We start from the raw sequence: 17834 nt of genomic DNA, 5'->3' as shown, positions 1-17834 counted from the left end.
GCCAGTATGTAGTTGGTGTCGGCTCAGCGTTGCGCCAGTTCGCGTTTCATCTCTCCGAAGGCAGTCCATGCTATGGGCACGCAGATGGCAAATGAGCACACGTCGCTGCACGCCTGGCACATTTCAACCCCCATCAGCCCGAAGTAGCGTGGCAAAACGATGACAAGGGGAATAAAGAAAAGTCCGCTGCGTGCTGCAGCCACCAGGTTGGCGCGTATGGGCTTGCGTATGGTTTGCATCAGCATGTTGGTCAGGCCGATGGTGGGCAGTAGCACAAAGGTGACCATTTGCCACCGCATGGCCGCTGAGCCCACTGCCACCACCTCGGGGTCGTGGCGGAACATGGCCACAATGTCGGGGGCAAAGGCAAAGCCCGCAATGGCGCACATGGCAAGAAAGCATGTGCCGATTTTGATGCAGTAGGTAAAGCCCTCCTTGACGCGGGCGTAGAGCTTGGCGCCATAGCAAAAGCCGCACAGGGGCTGAAAGCCCTGGCCCAGACCGATGATAATGGCAAAGATGAAGAAACAGAACCTTGTGACAATGCTCATGCCGGCAATGGCGGCATCGCCATACACACCGGCCGAAAGGTTGAGCGCGATGGTAGAAAGGGCGGCCAGGCCCTGGCGTGAGAGTGAGGGCGTGCCGCCAAAAATTATCTCCTTGACGTATGAAAGCTTTGGAGTGAAATGTCGCAGGTTGATGCGTATGCCGCCATTTTTGCGTGTCATGTACAGCAGTATGCCAAAGCTGCAACCTTGGCTGATGACGGTGGCCCATGCAGCTCCGGCAATGCCCATGCCGAAACCAAATATCAGCAGAGCGTCGAGTGCCACATTCAGCACGGCGCCAGTCAGTATGCCGTACATGGCATAGGCCGCATTGCCCTGAAAGCGCATTTGATTGTTCATGGTGAGCGATGCTGTCATAAAGGGCGCTCCGAGCAGCACAATGCCCAAATATTGCTTGGCATACGGCAGAATGGTGGGTGTGGAGCCCAGCCATACGGCCAGGTCGGTGAGCAGCAGATGGCCTGCGATGGCTATGAGCACACCAAACGACAGACTGTAGGTGAACCCGGTGGCCGACATGGTGCGTGCCTCGGCAAGCTGGCGTGCCCCCAGTTTGCGCGACATGAAGTTGCCCGAGCCGTGACCAAAGAAGAAGCCTATCGCCTGAATTACCGACATGATGGAGAACACAATGCCCACTGCTGCGGTGCATTGTGTGTTGATTTTGCTCACAAAGAAGGTGTCGGCCATGTTGTAGAAACTTGTCACCAACATCGATATGATGGTGGGCACGGCCATGGTGAGTATCACTTTGTGAACGGGGGCTTGTGTCAGGAATATGTAATTGTCGCGCTGCTTCATGTTGATGTGGTTCGAAGGCGGAATTGTTGGTTGACGGGTTGACAGGGTGATGAGGCTGCTGAAAAAACCGACGCGTCCCGAGGCTGCTGAAAAAACCGACGCGGGACGCGTCGCCCCCATTAGTGCTTGCGTTTCTTCAAGCACCAAATACTACCGCCAAATGCTATCTCTAATGGGGGCGACGCGTCTCGCGTCGGGGCATTTTTCAGCAGCTTCGTCTCGCGTCGGGCTAATTTTCTGCAGCCCCGTCACCCCGTCAACTTGTTTTACTAATTCTAATGTGTCGCCATCACACATTGTATATTTCGGACGGGTGTACAAACTGCCCGTGTGTGGCGGTGTGTTTGCCATATTGTATGGCAAAGTGGGGGCAGTGGTGCAGACACCGCAGACAAGCTGCGCATTCGCTCTTTTGCCAAAATGGGCGTTTGTGGCTGTTCATGGCTATCGCCTTGGTAGGGCATTTGCGCGCACACAAGCCACAGCCCGTGCAGCGGTCGTCCATCACACTAAAGTGGCGCGTCTGGCGTGCCTTGGGGTAGAGGCGGTATTCAAGCTGTGCCAGCAGATGCGGCAACTCTGTCCAGTGGCGTGAGCCAGCTTCGTGGTGCTCTATCTGCAGAGCCACCTTGTCAATTTGTGCCTCGGCCTTTTGTGTGCGTTTAAGGCATTTGTCGTGGTCCGACACATCAAACATGGGCGTCCACACATCTACCATGCGCACCCCGAAGAGTCCGTCGAGCGCCATGCCCTTCAGCCCGAGAGCCTTGCGCAGTTGGTGGCGCACCTCGCCCATCGAGGTGCCGTAGGTAGTCACACCATAGGTATATTGCGGTGTGCCGTCGAGTTGCAGGGCTGCTATAAAATCAGCCACGATGGTGGGCAGTCCCCAAAAGTAGACGGGGAAAACAAAGCCCACGCTGCACGCTTCGTCCACGCTGAATTTGTGCTGCCCCTCAAGCAAGCAGGTGTCCATCGGCACCAGTATGCCGCCGTTGGCCATTTGCAGGCATTGGGCCACGTGGCGGCTGTTGCCCGTGGCCGAAAAGTAAAATATCAGGTTGTTGCCAGTCATTGTCACTTGCGTTCCAGGTCGGCCAGTTCGGCCATTTTCTTCTTCTCCAAAAACTCGTAAATGCCGCACAAATGCTCGCGCACTTGTCCGCCGCCAAACTCATATACGCGTGTGATCAGTACGTCGAGGAAGTCGCGGTCGTGGCTCACACAGATGAGCGTGCCGTCAAAGTCGGCCAAAGCCTGTTTCAGCACGTCCTTGGTGCGCAGGTCGAGGTGGTTGGTAGGTTCGTCAAGAATGAGCAAGTTGACGGGTTCGAGCAGCAGTTTGAGCAACGCCAGTCGGGTGCGTTCGCCGCCCGACAGCACCTTCACCTTTTTGGTGCTTGCCTCGCCGCCAAACATAAAGGCGCCGAGCAGGTCGCGTATTTTGTTGCGCACCTCGCCCTTGGCCACATCGTCGATGGTTTGGAACACGGTGAGCTCGCCATCGAGCAGCGAAGCCTGGTTCTGTGCAAAGTAGCCAATCTGCACGTTGTGCCCCAGGGTGAGTGTGCCCTCGTGTTCGAGTTGTCCCATGATGCACTTGACCATGGTAGACTTTCCCTCGCCGTTGCGGCCCACAAAGGCCACTTTGTCGCCGCGCTTGATGGTGAACGAGGCATTCTTGAATATTTGTTTACCGTCGAAAGCCTTGCCCACCATGTCGGCCGTCACGGGATACTGGCCGCTGCGCGGGGCGGGCGGAAATTTGAGGCGCAGGGCCGAGGTGTCCATTTCGTCCACCTCAACCAGTTCGAGCTTTTCAAGCATTTTGACGCGGCTCTGCACCTGGAAAGTCTTTGAATACGTGCCTTTGAAGCGTTCAATAAAGTCCTTGGTCTCCTGTATCATCTTTTGCTGCTCCTCGTACTGTTTCATTTGCTGCTCGCGCCGTTCGGCACGCAGCTGCAAGTAGTGCGAGTAGTTCACCTTGTAGTCGTAGATGCGTCCCATGGTCACCTCGATGGTGCGTGTGGTGATGTTGTCCACAAACTTGCGGTCGTGGCTGATTACCACCACCGCCTTGCCGTTGTTGATAAGGAAGTCCTCGAGCCAGCCGATCGACTCGATGTCGAGGTGGTTGGTAGGCTCGTCGAGCAGCAGCACGTCGGGGTTTTGCAGCAACATCTTGGCCAGCTCGATACGCATGCGCCAGCCGCCCGAAAATTCGCTTGTTTGTCTGTCGAAGTCAGTGCGCTCAAAGCCCAGGCCGAGCAGTGTCTTTTCCACGTCCTCCTCAAAGTGCGTCATGTCAATGGCATAGAACTTTTCGCTCAGCGTAGCCACCTCCTCAATCAGTGCCATGTAGTCCTCACTCTCATAGTCAGTGCGTTCGGTCAGTTGGCGGTTAAGGTCGTCAAGGTGAGCCTGCATTTCGTGCAGGTGGGCAAAGGCCTGGCTTGCCTCTTCAAACACGGTGCGCCCGTCCTCGGTCATGAGGTGCTGCGGCAGGTAGGCTATCACAGTGTCTTTGGGGGCCGACACCGAGCCACGTGTGGGTTTGCGCACACCGGCCAAAATCTTGAGCAAGGTGCTTTTGCCCGCACCGTTTTTGCCCATCAGGGCTATGCGGTCGTTGTCGTTGATAACGAATGATATGTCACTGAACAGGGTGGTGCCGCCAAACTCTACGGCAAGTCCATCAACTGAAACCATTGGCTTTATTTTGAATTGAGAGTGAATGATGTGCGTTGGCGGTGACGCTTTTGTTCGGTCGTGTCAGCCTGGCAAGAGAATGGTTGGCCGGCTGACGGTCCCTCCAACGGGTATTTAGGTGCAAAATTACACATAATTGAACGTCTGCCCAACATCTTGGCCCAATCTTGCTCCGTATGTCACATTTTCTTATTACCTTAGCTTGCTAATTTGGACAAGTAGGGGCCAATGGCCCGTGGCCGAACACCACGGCGTGCGCCCCCGCATCAACATATAGCACGTGCCAAGCAGCCGGACAGGGCAATTTAGCCGGGCTGCAGCAAGTGGCGCGTGCCACGTTTCTACACTCAGCAAAATAAAAAATGACATATAAGCATGAACTACAAATGGAACTACGAGGCTCCCGACCCGGCCACTGCGGCTGCCGAGGAAGAGCTTGCCCGCCAGGTGGGCATTCACCCGGCCTTGGGCAAACTGCTCTTCGATCGCGGCATACGCACCGAGGCGGAGGCACGCCACTTTTTCCGGCCGCAGCTCACCGAATTGCACGACCCATTTATGATGGACGACATGCAGGTGGCGGTGGACCGCTTAAATTTGGCTATGGGGCGCAAGGAGCGCATACTCGTGTATGGCGACTACGATGTGGACGGCTGTACGGCTGTGGCGCTTGTGTATAAGTTTTTGCAACAATACTACTCTAACATCGACTACTACATACCCGACCGCTACGAGGAGGGGTATGGCATATCAAAGAAAGGCATCGACTTTGCCGCCCAAACGGGGGTGGGGCTGATTGTGGTGCTCGACTGTGGCATCAAGGCTATTGACGAGATAGCTTATGCCAAGAGCCTGGGCATCGACTTTATCATTTGCGACCACCATGTGCCCGACGCCCAGCTGCCGTGCGCGGTGGCCATACTCAACCCCAAGCGCACCGACAATCACTATCCCGACACACACCTTTCGGGGTGTGGCGTGGGCTTCAAATTCATGCAGGCCTTTGCTGCCAGCAATGGCATAGAGTTTAACAAACTTATGGCCTTGCTCGACCTTTGCGCCGTGAGCATCGCATCGGACATTGTGCCGGTGATGGGCGAAAACCGTGTGTTGGCTTATCATGGGCTGCGGTGTCTGAACTCTAACCCCAGCATTGGCCTGCAGGCCATTATCGAGGTGTGCGGACTGGCTGACCGCGAGCTGACGATGAATGACATCATCTTTAAGATAGGGCCGCGCATCAATGCTTCGGGACGTATGCAGAACGGCAAGGAGGCTGTGGAACTGCTCGTGGAAAAGGACTTTCAGGCTGCACTCGAAAAGGCTGGACGCATCAACCTGTACAACGAGGCTCGCAAGGACCTTGACAAGCAGATGACAGAGGAGGCCGTGGAGCAGGTGAAGGACCTGCCCGGACTTGACAACCGCCGCAGCATAGTTATCTACAACGAGGCATGGCACAAGGGCGTGATAGGCATTGTGGCCTCGCGCCTGACGGAACAATACTATCGTCCGGCCGTGGTGCTGACGCGCTCTGAGGGCATGGCCACGGGCTCGGCCCGCTCGGTGTCAGGATTTGATGTGTACAAGGCTGTGCAGAGTTGCGAGGATTTGCTCGAAAACTTTGGCGGCCACACCTATGCTGCCGGACTCACCTTGCCCGTTGAACACGTTGAGGAGTTCAGCCGGCGCTTTGAGGCGTACGTGGCAGCACACATACTCGATGAGCAGACTGAGGCGAGCCTCGACATTGATGCCGTGCTCGACTTTAAGGATGTCACCTTCCGCTTTTACCAGCAGTTGCGCAAGTTTGCGCCCTTCGGGCCGGGCAATGCCAAGCCCATCTTTTGCACCAAGCGTGTTTACGATTATGGCACAAGCAAGGTGGTGGGCCGCGGACAAGAACACATCAAACTTGAATTGGTGGACAACAAGAGCAACAATGTAATGAATGGCATAGCCTTCGGACAGAGTTCGCAAGCGCGCTATATTAAGACCAAACGTGCTTTCGATATTTGCTATACGATTGAGGAGAATACCCACAAGCGCGGCGAGGTGCAACTGCAGATAGACGATATCAGGCCCTGTCAATGATGCGCTCGCTTTGCTCGCAGACGCGTCATATTAACACATTGCCACATTATCATGACAACAAGTAACAAACAATCCACTCCCGTAACGCCCACTGCAGAGGGGCGCGGCGCGGAGTGGATTGCCATTTTACGCCAATATTGGGGCTACGACAGTTTCCGTGGCATACAACTCGACATCATCAACAGCATAGCTTCGGGTCACGACACATTGGGGCTCATGCCCACAGGGGGCGGCAAGAGCATTACCTTTCAGGTGCCAACCATGGCCATGGAGGGGCTGTGCCTGGTGGTAACCCCGCTCATTGCCTTGATGAAGGACCAGGTGCAGAACCTGCGGCAGCGCGGCATTATGGCTGCTGCCATCTATTCGGGACAGACGCGCAGCGAGGTAGTGCAGCATCTTGACAATGCCATATTTGGCGCTTACAAGTTTTTGTACGTCTCACCCGAACGCCTGTCCACCGAAATATTCATGAACAAGGTGCGTCGCATGAAGGTGTGCCTTATTACGGTGGACGAGGCACACTGTATATCGCAGTGGGGCTACGACTTTCGTCCGCATTATTTGCGCATAGCCGAGGTGCGCAAGCTGTTACCCGGAGTGCCCGTGCTGGCTCTGACTGCCACAGCCACCCGCATGGTGGTGGACGACATTCAGCAAAAGTTGGCTTTCGTGGACGGGCAGGTGTATAAAATGAGTTTTGCACGTCCCAACCTGCACTACATTGTGCGCCCCACGGGCGACAAGTTTGCCGAATTGCTGCACATCTTGCAGTGTGTAGACGGGTCGGCCATTGTGTACACCCGCTCGCGCAACGGCACCCGCGAGGTGGCCGACAAACTCAACGAGGCTGGCATTACGGCCCTGCACTATCATGCCGGACTCACCTCGCTTGACAAGGACACGCGCCAGCAGGCGTGGCAGCGCGACCAGGTGAGGGTGATGGTGGCCACCAACGCCTTTGGCATGGGCATTGACAAGCCCGATGTGCGGTTGGTGGTGCACATGGACGTGCCCGACTCGCTCGAGGCTTACTTTCAGGAGGCCGGACGCGGCGGACGCGACGGACAAGTGGCCTACGGCGTGCTGCTGACCGATGGCGAAGATGCCAAACGCCTGTCAATGCACTTGACACAGGCATTTCCCGACCGCACATACATACGGCGCGTGTATGCTGATTTGGCCTCGTTTTTCCAAATAGCCGAAGGCGAGGCCGAGGGGCGCACTTTCGACTTCAACATGGAACGCTTTTGCCACGTGTTCAAACATTTCCCCGTGTTGCTGGTCAGTGCGCTTAATCTGCTCACACAGGCCGGGTACATACATTTCAGTCTGGAGGACGAAAACTCCTCGCGCGTCATCTTCCTTGTGCGGCGCGACGAACTTTATGGCATCGATTACCTCAATTCTGCCGAGGAGCGCGTGCTCAATATTATCATGCGCAATACCTGTGGCATTTTTGCCGACTATGTGCCCGTTGACGAGGAACGCCTGGCCGAAAAGTGTGACATGACGCGTGAGCAGGTGTACAACCACTTGCGCCACCTCACCCAACTGCGCGTGCTGAACTATGTGCCACACAAGGACACACCGCAAATAACCTACACTTGCCGCCGCATCGATGCTGACCAGGTGCAAATTATGCCCGACATCTATGAGCTGCGCCGCGACCAGTACCGCACGCGAATTGATGCCATGATACGCTACTTTACCGAGACCGACATGTGCCGCAGCCGCTTCCTGCTCCACTACTTTGATGACGACGGGCCCGACTGCGGCTATTGTGATGTGTGCATAGCGCGCGAGGAGGAGACGGCCTCCATGCCGCAGTCGCAACAGGTGGACGAGGCTGCGCATCATGTCATGACCGTGGTTGAGGCTGGACGCACCTATCCGCTGGCCTATTTCAAGGAGTCGGGCTTTGCGCATGGCGTGTTGCTTCAGGCCCTTGCCCGTTTGCAGCACGAAGGTAAGATAACTTTCGACGGCGTGAATATTGCGGTGGGGTAGCGCGCTCGCCGGTGTGCACAAATGGCGAAGTGTGCAATTTGCTAACAATAAGCCAAAAAAAAGACTGTTGCCGTGGCATTACTCTAAAAAACACGTATCTTTGTGGCGCTTTTTACAAATACAAAACATAATAACTGACAAAATGAAGAAAATACGTGCAGCCGTAGTAGGCTATGGCAATATTGGCCACTACACTCTGCAGGCCCTTGAGGCTGCTCCCGATTTTGAAGTGGCAGGTATCGTTCGCCGCAAAGGTGCTGAGAATTGTCCTGAGGAGTTGAAGAAATATGATGTGGTAAAGGACATTCGCGAACTCAAGGATGTGGACGTGGCTGTGCTTGCCACTCCCACACGCAGCGTTGAGGCTTACGCCAAGGATATTCTTTCGCTCGGCATCAACACTGTCGACAGTTTCGACATTCACACACAGATTGTTGACCTCCGCCGTTCGCTCGACGCTGTGGCCAAGGAGCATGGTGCAGTGAGCATCATCTCGGCAGGTTGGGACCCGGGTTCTGACTCGGTAGTACGCACACTGTTGCAGGCCATTGCCCCCAAGGGCATCACCTACACCAATTTTGGTCCGGGCATGTCGATGGGCCACACCGTGGCTGTCAAGGCTGTTGAGGGTGTGAAAAAGGCGCTTTCAATGACCATTCCTACGGGCCAGGGCATTCACCGCCGTATGGTGTACATCGAAATTGAGGACGGTTACGACTTTGACAAGGTGGCTGCTGCCATCAAGGCCGACCCCTATTTCGCATCAGACGAGACTCATGTCAACCTTGTGCCTTCGGTTGACGATGTAATCGACATGGGCCATGGTGTGCACCTCACCCGCAAGGGTGTGAGCGGCACCACGCAGAACCAACTCTTCGACTTTGTGATGCGCATCAACAATCCCGCCCTTACGGGTCAGGTGCTCGTGTGTGTGGCCCGTGCCACCATGCAGCAGCGTCCTGGTTGCTACACCATGGTTGAGGTGCCGGTGATTGACTTGCTGCCTGGCGACCGCGAAGAGAATATCAAGCATTTGGTATAAGACTTGTTGCTGTCCGGCAAGACGTGAACACGTGAACGGACTCAAGCACCAAACGCTACCACGAGACGCAAGCACGAGACGCTACCACAAAACGCTACCACTAATGTGGGCGACGCGTCTCGCGTCGGAATTTAAGACAAAGGCTCACAGACAGGCGTGTAATTAGCGCTGTCTGTGAGTCTTTATTTTGTGTATGAGCAATTGCATTTCTCCGCGGGACGAGGCCGCTGAAAAATGCCCGCGAGACGCGTCGCCCCCATTAGTGGTAGCGTTTCCTGGCGCACCCGACAAACCCTGTGGAGTAGGCCGTGCAGATGCTAACCCAAAACTGTTGCTAAACGATACATGAAGAATGGTATGTCTATGACTCCTTTTACTTGTGCACGAAAGCATTTGATCTTTGAGTTCAACGATTCAGCTGAAGCGTTAGTCTTACGTCCGTCAAAGTAGTTCAGGATTTCATCCTCATAGAATCTGATGGTATCGCGTACGGACTTGATTTCACGCAGAGTGCAGGAAGCCACTTTCTCATACCACCCCTTGAAATTCTGTTTGGCAGTCTCCTTTGTGAGTTTCTTGTTTCTGAATATGGCTCTAAGGGAGTTGATCAGATTGTATGCTTCTTCAAGTTTTGGGTAGAGTGCGAAAAGTATCTTCGCACGCTTTTTCTGCGTTGCGCTCCACTTCTCTCGGCTCATGGACAATTGCTTGCGACATCGTGTCTGTGCCTCTACAAGAGTCTCGCCATTTTCAAGCCTTTTGGGTTCAAAGCGAGTGTTCAGCCTCATAGGCTTTCTTCCGCGCTTGCTCTTCTTCCAGTTCTTCCCATGCCTTTTCCTCATTCGCTCGCGGTAAGCCTTTCTCTGCGCTGCCAGATTTTCGAGGTATTTGCGAAACTCTGCCTTCTGTCTGTTCGCCTCCTTTACGGCTTTTCGTTTCAGGCGCAGGCGTATCTCTTCGCAGCCCTCTCCACCGCGTTTTACGACATGGAAGCAGTCACGTATGACTGTGGCTTTAGGGAATGCCTCTCGGGCTATGACACGCATGCAATCTGAGAGATCCATCGTGATATTCTCAACCATTTCACGCTTATCTGCAGGTAGTTGCATGAGAACCTTCAGTACGTCAGCAGGATTCGTTCCCTTGACTACTGCTATGATTGCACCCTTGCGACCATGGGCATCCTTGTTGTGAACGATAGTGTACAGTTCGCCCTGGAGGGAGGTCTCGTCTATGCCTTGCTCCTTACCTACGTTTTGCGGAATAAGAATCCACTTGGATGCGTGATCCTTCTGCTCCCACGTCTCGAAGTTACTCAGGGCGTCCTTGTATCTTTTGGCAAACGTGGAGCTGTTAATCATGTACGTATAACCAATCTGACGAGCGGTTATCGTCTCAGAGTCCATTCGCCCTCTTTAAAAAAAGCGCGAAGTCCTTCGCGTATCGAGTGCCCTTATGCTTCAGTTCAAACTCCTTGTCAAGGTCAACACTTCTTGTTGTGCCATCCGGCATTGTCCAACGCCTTCTTCGTATGTGAAGTACCGCCTTCTTGTCTCGGGCTGGATAGTCAAGTAAACATGATTCTTCCCCAAAACCATTGCTCACGGAATCCTTCATGTCTGGTGTGCGATTGTCGCGCTCATCCAGATAGATGTGAAGCTCTGTTGTGTAAAGAACATCCTTGTCCAGAGTACGCTGTGTTGCAAAGTCTGTCACCTCGAAATATTTAAGAACTCCTTCGGGGAGGAAATATGAGGCGAGGCCCTCATACATATTTTTATTGCCATTCTGATTCATAGTGCAAAGGTACTACTTTTGGGCAATCATGTATCGTTTGGCAACTCAGTTTTTGGGTTAGCATCTGCACAGCCCTCCACAGGGTTTGTCGGGTGCGCCANNNNGGCGCACCCGACAAACCCTGTGGAGTAGGCCGTGCAGATGCTAACCCAAAACTGTTGCTAAACGATACATGAAGAATGGTATGTCTATGACTCCTTTTACTTGTGCACGAAAGCATTTGATCTTTGAGTTCAACGATTCAGCTGAAGCGTTAGTCTTACGTCCGTCAAAGTAGTTCAGGATTTCATCCTCATAGAATCTGATGGTATCGCGTACGGACTTGATTTCACGCAGAGTGCAGGAAGCCACTTTCTCATACCACCCCTTGAAATTCTGTTTGGCAGTCTCCTTTGTGAGTTTCTTGTTTCTGAATATGGCTCTAAGGGAGTTGATCAGATTGTATGCTTCTTCAAGTTTTGGGTAGAGTGCGAAAAGTATCTTCGCACGCTTTTTCTGCGTTGCGCTCCACTTCTCTCGGCTCATGGACAATTGCTTGCGACATCGTGTCTGTGCCTCTACAAGAGTCTCGCCATTTTCAAGCCTTTTGGGTTCAAAGCGAGTGTTCAGCCTCATAGGCTTTCTTCCGCGCTTGCTCTTCTTCCAGTTCTTCCCATGCCTTTTCCTCATTCGCTCGCGGTAAGCCTTTCTCTGCGCTGCCAGATTTTCGAGGTATTTGCGAAACTCTGCCTTCTGTCTGTTCGCCTCCTTTACGGCTTTTCGTTTCAGGCGCAGGCGTATCTCTTCGCAGCCCTCTCCACCGCGTTTTACGACATGGAAGCAGTCACGTATGACTGTGGCTTTAGGGAATGCCTCTCGGGCTATGACACGCATGCAATCTGAGAGATCCATCGTGATATTCTCAACCATTTCACGCTTATCTGCAGGTAGTTGCATGAGAACCTTCAGTACGTCAGCAGGATTCGTTCCCTTGACTACTGCTATGATTGCACCCTTGCGACCATGGGCATCCTTGTTGTGAACGATAGTGTACAGTTCGCCCTGGAGGGAGGTCTCGTCTATGCCTTGCTCCTTACCTACGTTTTGCGGAATAAGAATCCACTTGGATGCGTGATCCTTCTGCTCCCACGTCTCGAAGTTACTCAGGGCGTCCTTGTATCTTTTGGCAAACGTGGAGCTGTTAATCATGTACGTATAACCAATCTGACGAGCGGTTATCGTCTCAGAGTCCATTCGCCCTCTTTAAAAAAAGCGCGAAGTCCTTCGCGTATCGAGTGCCCTTATGCTTCAGTTCAAACTCCTTGTCAAGGTCAACACTTCTTGTTGTGCCATCCGGCATTGTCCAACGCCTTCTTCGTATGTGAAGTACCGCCTTCTTGTCTCGGGCTGGATAGTCAAGTAAACATGATTCTTCCCCAAAACCATTGCTCACGGAATCCTTCATGTCTGGTGTGCGATTGTCGCGCTCATCCAGATAGATGTGAAGCTCTGTTGTGTAAAGAACATCCTTGTCCAGAGTACGCTGTGTTGCAAAGTCTGTCACCTCGAAATATTTAAGAACTCCTTCGGGGAGGAAATATGAGGCGAGGCCCTCATACATATTTTTATTGCCATTCTGATTCATAGTGCAAAGGTACTACTTTTGGGCAATCATGTATCGTTTGGCAACTCAGTTTTTGGGTTAGCATCTGCACAGCCCTCCACAGGGTTTGTCGGGTGCGCCCGTTTCCTATCAAATTTACAAGCTAAAAAGCAAATTTGAAGCCATGTAAAGGACAGTTGTGCCAGGGCATTGCGCTCTAATGGGGGCGACGCGTCTCGCGTCGGTGATAGTGCAGCAGTTATTTAGTGGGGGTGCCTTTCCTTTTTATTTTCCCGACGCGAGACGCGTCGCCCCCATTAGTGGTAGCGTTTAGTGCTTGCGTTTCACCGAAAAGCAATAAATTACAAAAGGTCCACGACGAAAAAGTGGTACTTGGTACCTTTTACCACACTACAATAACTTACACACCGAGTATCTTGCATCTTACACTAATACGCTACAACTCACTGATTATCAACAATTTGCTTAGTGTAAGATGCTGCCAATTTTACCTACACGCAACCTACACAACCTGCATACTGCCACACGGCACAAGCACGGGAGGAGGATATTACGGCATAGGGGAGCAGAAAAGTCTGTTGCTCCGACAGATTCTTCTACGTCCCTGTGGCGTAAAACCCACCGCATACGACAAAATCAACTGCGAGGCAGCGGGGTGGGGGTGTAAGATGTATGCAGGGGTGTGTAAGATACTTTGAAATCATCTTACACTCTTGAAATCTCTGTGTATCAATATGTTACGCATAAAAAGTGTAAGATGGCAGTAAAAGCACACACTCTCTTTTATATGTAGGCAGACGAGGAGGAAACAAATATTTGTGTACAAATTGTACACTTTTTTTGATGGGTGCAATGTCTTGGTATTACCTTTGCAGCACTTTACTTTTGTACTAAACCAAATTGCATAGACAACCATGAAACGAATGCTTAACAGAATGCTGCGCTTCTACAAAATAAAAGCTGCATCTTTTTTCCGACGCGTGACGAGGCTGCTGAAAAAACCGACGCGTCTCGAGGCTGCTGAAAAATGCCCCGACGCGGGACGCGTCGCCCCCATTAGCGCTTGCGTTTCCTATCAGATTGACAGGTTAAAAAGCGGATTTGAAGCCCTGGGAAGAACTGTTATGCCAGGAATTTGCGCTCTAATGGGGGCGACGCGTCTCGCGTCGGGATTTTTTCAGCAGCCACATCTCGCGTCGCCTTCATTAGTGCTTGCGTTTTTTCTTGATTTCATCACTTTCCTGCACCATTTGATTGGGTGGCGCATTGACGAAGCCAGGGTGTACGTCCCCCGTTGTTTAGTACACGTGCCGCAGTCTGCCATTTACAGCAGACTTTAGCGGCCGTAGCCAACAAGGGGCATACATCAACATAATGATTGATGTATGCCCCTTGGTCGGCATATAACAAATAATATGTGTATCTTAGTGATTACTTAATCACCTTGCGGCCCGTGTTGGTAACGTATACACCATGTGAGGGCTGGCTCACGCGGCGGCCTTGCAAGTCGTAGTAGCTTGTGGGCACGATTGCGGGGGCCGTAGTGGCGTGTACACCTGTGGCAACGTTTGAAACTTCAAATGTCCAAATTGCAGCACCGTAAGTTTTGGGCTTCAATATGACATTGTTCTTCCAGGCGTTAGGATTGGTATACCAGCTGAATTCGCCATTGGCAGTGATAATCTGAATACCTGTTTTGCCTTCGTCGCAAGTGTATTCGTTCAAGCCCCATTCGTAGGGCGAACCAGTCTTCAAGTTCGTACCATCGGCTTCGGTGTCGATGTAGGCAGGTTTGCCTGTCAACTTGCTGATGATGCTCACCTTGTCGCCTTTCTTAACAAACTGCCACAAAAAGCTGTCGCCCTCGCCCTTAGTGCGCGGTGCAATGGTGCCATCGGCCTGTGCTTCGGCATAATAGGTGTCGAAGAAGGCATTGCGAATGTAGTAGTAATATGATTCGTCAATTCCACTGATGGGCGATACGCGTGGCATAGCTAAGTATTGTGCGTAAACCTCCTGATATTGCTTGTAAGCAGCTTCGCTCACGCTGCCGGCAGCTACAGCTGCAGTGGCAGGTGCGATAAGGTCGTTTGAAAGCAGGGCAATGGCTTCTTCAGTAGGTTCGCCCATTGCGCCAGGGTTGCTCTCGGCCACAATGCGGTTAGCCTTCTTTACCAAGCCGTTGAGTTGTGCTGTAAAGTCAGTCACCTCTTCAAGGTACCAGGTGCCCTGGTAGCAGAGTGCAGTGTTAGTGCCAGCCTTGACAAGACCTGTGCAGTCGGCTGAGAGGTACTTGCCGTTGGTACCAATATTCAGCGCACCGGCCACATAGCTGTACTTGCCAGAGGCTACCGTAGCTTGAGCAATGGTGAGTGTGGTGCCAGCGTCGGCCAGTGTGATATTGGCGTTGTTGTTGGCGGGCATCACAACCTGCTTGCCAGTGAGTGCGTTTGTCATGACATAGCCACCGTCCTTGGCCGTGAACTGCCAGAGCTCTTCGGGTTCAACCTGCGGTGTGTAGTGGAAACGGATTTGCGAACCATCAACATAGGCTGTTGAGCCAACATATTTAGCCTTGTAGTAAGTAGAGGCTGAAACGAGTTTGTATGTTTTACCCTCAACAGGCATGGTCACAGCAGCCGTTTTGTAAGCTGCAATGGCAGCCTTGAGAGCAGCTACGTCGCCAGTTGCGCCGTTGTCGGCAATGAAGGGAGCGTAAGCTGAGCTCAACTTGTCGTATTCCGTTTGTGAGGGATAGCCCACCTTGCCAGGCTTGGCGTTCTCAAGCAAGCTTGCAGCTTCTGCTACGGCAGCCTCTTGTTCGGTCAAGTCGGGCTCGTCAAAATAGTGCGTAGCGTAAGTAAGCCCCTTGGCATCGAGAATGTCGCGGTTCTTTTGCAGACGCATGTAGAAAGAAGCAAAGTCCTTCTTGGCAGCAGGCAGCCAGCCCGTTTCAGAGAGGGCAAGCATACGCGGCAGCAGCTGGTATTCAACCTCTACGCTGTCGTTGCAGGTTTCAGTCCACATGTTGCCTTGTACACCAAGGCAGAAGTCCTCCTTGCCGCTGAGGCTTGCCACAGGGTTAACACCATATACAGTTTCAACGCTGTTGACCCAGTTGTCGCCCCAACCGCCTTGGTACTTTTCGTTAACATCTACTTCGCTCAAGGGTACCTGCATCATGTCGAGGTAAAGCGACTGGTAGGGCACTACAATGCTCTTAAAGCCCTTGTCGGCAGCCTCCTTGCTCTTGTTGATGTGGTTCCAAGCCATGATAACAGGCTTCACGGTGTTGTCAGACTTCCAGTGAGCCAAGAGTTCGTCCCAGCAGATGATGTCCTTGTTATACTTCTCTTTGAGGTAGAGGCCGAGTTTTTCAACCAGCCACGATTGCAGTTCGTTCACACCGGCCAAGCCCTCGTCCTTTACACGCTTCAGGCAGTCGGCATTGTGGCTCCATTGGTCGGTGGGGCACTCGTCGCCACCAAGGTGAATATACTTGTAGGGGAATATTTCGGCCATGTGGCCGAGCACACACTTCAAAAAGTCGATTGTCTCGTCCTTGCCAATGTTCAGCACGTCCTTTGATATGCCGCCGTCAATGCGCACTTCGTACTTCTTGGTGGGGTCGCAGCTGAATTCGGGGTATGCTGCCACAGCAGCTACCATGTGGCCCGGCAGGTCAATTTCGGGAATAATCTCGATGTTGAGGCTCTTGGCGTAGGCCACGATCTCGCGCAGGTCGTCGAGTGTATAGTACATGCCGCGGCCATATTCGGTATCGTCAAAGAACTTTGACGAGCCGCCGGCGTTAACAAATGAGCCTTTGCGCACAGCACCCACCTGGGCCAGTTTCGGATATTCGGGAATGTCGATACGCCAGCCCTGGTCGTCTGTCAAGTGCCAGTGGAAGCGGTTCATCTTGTAAGTGGCCATGATGTCGAGAATACGCTTAACTTCGGTCTTCGAGAAGAAGTGGCGTGCCACGTCGAGCATGTAACCACGGTGGCCGAGCTGCGGTTGGTCAGCTATTTCCACACAGGGCACAGTCCAGTCAATGGCGGTGCTGGCGCTATTGCGGTAGTAGATAGCGTGCGGCATGAGCTGCTTCAGCGTCTGAATGGCGTAGAAGAAACCTGTAGAATCGGCAGCTGCAATGTTGATGCCTGCTTCATTCACTGTGAGTTTGTATGCCTCGTGTGCCAAAGTAGCGTCCTTGGTCATAACCAGACTGGTGGCAGCCGTTGTAGGATTAACGAGTACCTTGATGCCGCTTGTCTTTTCGAGCTGTGTGGCAAACTCCTGTGCATAGCGTGCCACGGCTTCATCGCCAGCAGGGGTGGTGATAGCAGTGAGCTGCTTGAGGTTGAATGTGCCCTCGTTGCGCGTAAGGTTGGCGGGGTAGGGTATGAGGGGAAGCATGTTTTCAGCTTCGCCGAGCAAATCCTCAGCCTTTACAAAGGCAAGAGGTTGGTCTGCGCTTGCCTTGTCGTTCCACAAGCCAAGCGATTTGCCAGCGCCGGCACCGCCCCATTGGTTCATGTATACGAGCGTGTTGGCCTTAGGCGAAAGTACCCAGCCATCGGCATAGGTTGTGTTGGTTGTGGCCTGCCACACAAAGTGGGTGTTCTCGTTAGGTGTGTTACCTGCCATGAACTTACCTTCCTTTGCAGTTGTGGTGGTATAGAGCTTCATGCCGTTCTTACAGGTCAGCGTGTAACCTGTAGTGGCATTGCCTTCAATTTTCCACAATTGGTTCTTGTTGCCTTTGAAACCGGCAGTTTTAACTTCGGCACCATCGCCTTTAGCTTCGAGTACATTGTTCTGGTTCAAGAATTTGAGCACGTACCAATGCACTTGATTGCCCGAGCTCACTTGTGGCTCGACGGGTGCTGCATTGAGATGCAGCACGGTCATCACCAGCGTGAGCAGTGTCAGTAATCTTAGTTTCATAGATGTGTAGTGTTAAAGTGATATATAATATTTACTTGTTGGTTAACGGGTTGATGGGCTGGCAGGTTAACGGGTTGACGGGTTAACGAGGCTGCTGAAAAATGCCCCGACGCGGGACGCGTCGCCCCCATTAGAGCGCAATTTCTTGGCATAACAGTTCTTCCCATGGCTTCAAATCCGCTTTTTAACCTGTCAATCTGATAGAAAACGCAAGCACTAATGGGGGCGACGCGTCCCGCGTCGGTTTTTT

At 52.7% G+C, this 17834-nt stretch carries 13 protein-coding genes; 5 read left to right on the top strand and 8 right to left on the bottom strand.

Features of this window, described 5'->3' with window-relative positions:
- Positions 1–23: 23 nt before the first annotated feature.
- The 3 genes from BQ5453_RS01695 to BQ5453_RS01685 form a co-directional block, all read right to left on the bottom strand.
- Positions 24–1373: an MATE family efflux transporter gene (locus BQ5453_RS01695; protein ID WP_071121908.1), complete on the bottom strand. Its 1350-nt coding sequence runs from the start codon at positions 1371–1373 to the stop codon at positions 24–26.
- Between the two features lie 289 nt (positions 1374–1662).
- A complete protein-coding gene (locus BQ5453_RS01690; RefSeq protein WP_083361089.1) occupies positions 1663–2448 on the bottom strand; it encodes an EFR1 family ferrodoxin in 786 nt (261 codons plus the stop codon).
- Between the two features lie 2 nt (positions 2449–2450).
- Positions 2451–4085: an ABC-F family ATP-binding cassette domain-containing protein gene (locus tag BQ5453_RS01685; protein WP_071121874.1), complete on the bottom strand. Its 1635-nt coding sequence runs from the start codon at positions 4083–4085 to the stop codon at positions 2451–2453.
- Positions 4086–4460: 375 nt separating this feature from the next.
- Here BQ5453_RS01685 and recJ point away from each other — a divergent pair, with 375 nt between their 5' ends.
- The 3 genes from recJ to BQ5453_RS01670 all read left to right on the top strand — a co-directional run bounded on the left by recJ (position 4461) and on the right by BQ5453_RS01670 (position 9231).
- Entirely contained in the window at positions 4461–6179 is a 1719-nt protein-coding gene (recJ, locus tag BQ5453_RS01680) for a single-stranded-DNA-specific exonuclease RecJ (protein WP_071121873.1), read from the top strand.
- A 51-nt stretch (positions 6180–6230) separates the two neighbouring features.
- Positions 6231–8189, top strand: coding sequence for a RecQ family ATP-dependent DNA helicase (locus BQ5453_RS01675; RefSeq protein ID WP_083361088.1), 1959 nt, complete (start codon positions 6231–6233; stop codon positions 8187–8189).
- Positions 8190–8331: 142 nt separating this feature from the next.
- Positions 8332–9231, top strand: a complete 900-nt coding sequence (locus BQ5453_RS01670) for a diaminopimelate dehydrogenase (RefSeq protein ID WP_022101614.1) — start codon at positions 8332–8334, stop codon at positions 9229–9231.
- Between the two features lie 317 nt (positions 9232–9548).
- Here BQ5453_RS01670 and BQ5453_RS01665 read toward each other — a convergent pair whose 3' ends face one another.
- The 4 genes from BQ5453_RS01665 to BQ5453_RS01650 all read right to left on the bottom strand — a co-directional run bounded on the left by BQ5453_RS01665 (position 9549) and on the right by BQ5453_RS01650 (position 12628).
- Positions 9549–10592, bottom strand: coding sequence for a transposase (locus tag BQ5453_RS01665; RefSeq protein WP_074027632.1), 1044 nt, complete (start codon positions 10590–10592; stop codon positions 9549–9551).
- Positions 10593–10626: 34 nt separating this feature from the next.
- Positions 10627–11004: an ISAon1 family transposase N-terminal region protein gene (locus BQ5453_RS01660; protein ID WP_143033257.1), complete on the bottom strand. Its 378-nt coding sequence runs from the start codon at positions 11002–11004 to the stop codon at positions 10627–10629.
- A gap of 168 nt (positions 11005–11172) precedes the next feature.
- Complete coding sequence (locus tag BQ5453_RS01655) at positions 11173–12216, bottom strand: transposase (protein ID WP_074027632.1); 1044 nt, start codon at positions 12214–12216, stop codon at positions 11173–11175.
- Positions 12217–12250: 34 nt separating this feature from the next.
- Positions 12251–12628 carry an ISAon1 family transposase N-terminal region protein gene (locus tag BQ5453_RS01650; RefSeq protein WP_143033257.1) on the bottom strand — a complete coding sequence of 126 codons (378 nt, stop codon included), beginning with the start codon at positions 12626–12628 and terminating at the stop codon, positions 12251–12253.
- Positions 12629–13047: 419 nt separating this feature from the next.
- Here BQ5453_RS01650 and BQ5453_RS14000 point away from each other — a divergent pair, with 419 nt between their 5' ends.
- Both BQ5453_RS14000 and BQ5453_RS01645 read left to right on the top strand, forming a co-directional pair.
- Entirely contained in the window at positions 13048–13329 is a 282-nt protein-coding gene (locus tag BQ5453_RS14000; RefSeq protein ID WP_143033256.1) for a hypothetical protein, read from the top strand.
- 216 nt (positions 13330–13545) lie between these two features.
- On the top strand, positions 13546–13971 hold the full coding sequence (locus BQ5453_RS01645; RefSeq protein ID WP_071121870.1) for a hypothetical protein: 426 nt from the start codon (positions 13546–13548) through the stop codon (positions 13969–13971).
- Positions 13972–14062: 91 nt separating this feature from the next.
- Here the strand turns inward: BQ5453_RS01645 and BQ5453_RS01640 are convergent, their stop codons facing one another.
- Positions 14063–17584: a beta-N-acetylhexosaminidase gene (locus BQ5453_RS01640; RefSeq protein ID WP_071121869.1), complete on the bottom strand. Its 3522-nt coding sequence runs from the start codon at positions 17582–17584 to the stop codon at positions 14063–14065.
- Positions 17585–17834 lie beyond the last annotated feature (250 nt).

Origin of the sequence: Prevotellamassilia timonensis (assembly GCF_900106785.1) — a bacterium.
Taxonomy (GTDB): Bacteria; Bacteroidota; Bacteroidia; order Bacteroidales; family Bacteroidaceae; genus Alloprevotella; species Alloprevotella timonensis.
This window is presented reverse-complemented; position numbering and strand designations above follow the sequence as displayed.

Coding starts and splice junctions, on each gene's coding strand:
- BQ5453_RS01640 (WP_071121869.1), bottom strand. CDS start 17,584: ATGAAACTAAGATTACTGACACTGCTCACGCTGGTGATGACCGTGCTG.
- recJ (WP_071121873.1), top strand. CDS start 4,461: ATGAACTACAAATGGAACTACGAGGCTCCCGACCCGGCCACTGCGGCT.
- BQ5453_RS01665 (WP_074027632.1), bottom strand. CDS start 10,592: ATGATTAACAGCTCCACGTTTGCCAAAAGATACAAGGACGCCCTGAGT.
- BQ5453_RS01670 (WP_022101614.1), top strand. CDS start 8,332: ATGAAGAAAATACGTGCAGCCGTAGTAGGCTATGGCAATATTGGCCAC.
- BQ5453_RS01675 (WP_083361088.1), top strand. CDS start 6,231: ATGACAACAAGTAACAAACAATCCACTCCCGTAACGCCCACTGCAGAG.
- BQ5453_RS01690 (WP_083361089.1), bottom strand. CDS start 2,448: ATGACTGGCAACAACCTGATATTTTACTTTTCGGCCACGGGCAACAGC.
- BQ5453_RS01695 (WP_071121908.1), bottom strand. CDS start 1,373: ATGAAGCAGCGCGACAATTACATATTCCTGACACAAGCCCCCGTTCAC.
- BQ5453_RS01685 (WP_071121874.1), bottom strand. CDS start 4,085: ATGGTTTCAGTTGATGGACTTGCCGTAGAGTTTGGCGGCACCACCCTG.
- BQ5453_RS01650 (WP_143033257.1), bottom strand. CDS start 12,628: ATGTATGAGGGCCTCGCCTCATATTTCCTCCCCGAAGGAGTTCTTAAA.
- BQ5453_RS01655 (WP_074027632.1), bottom strand. CDS start 12,216: ATGATTAACAGCTCCACGTTTGCCAAAAGATACAAGGACGCCCTGAGT.
- BQ5453_RS01645 (WP_071121870.1), top strand. CDS start 13,546: ATGAAACGAATGCTTAACAGAATGCTGCGCTTCTACAAAATAAAAGCT.
- BQ5453_RS01660 (WP_143033257.1), bottom strand. CDS start 11,004: ATGTATGAGGGCCTCGCCTCATATTTCCTCCCCGAAGGAGTTCTTAAA.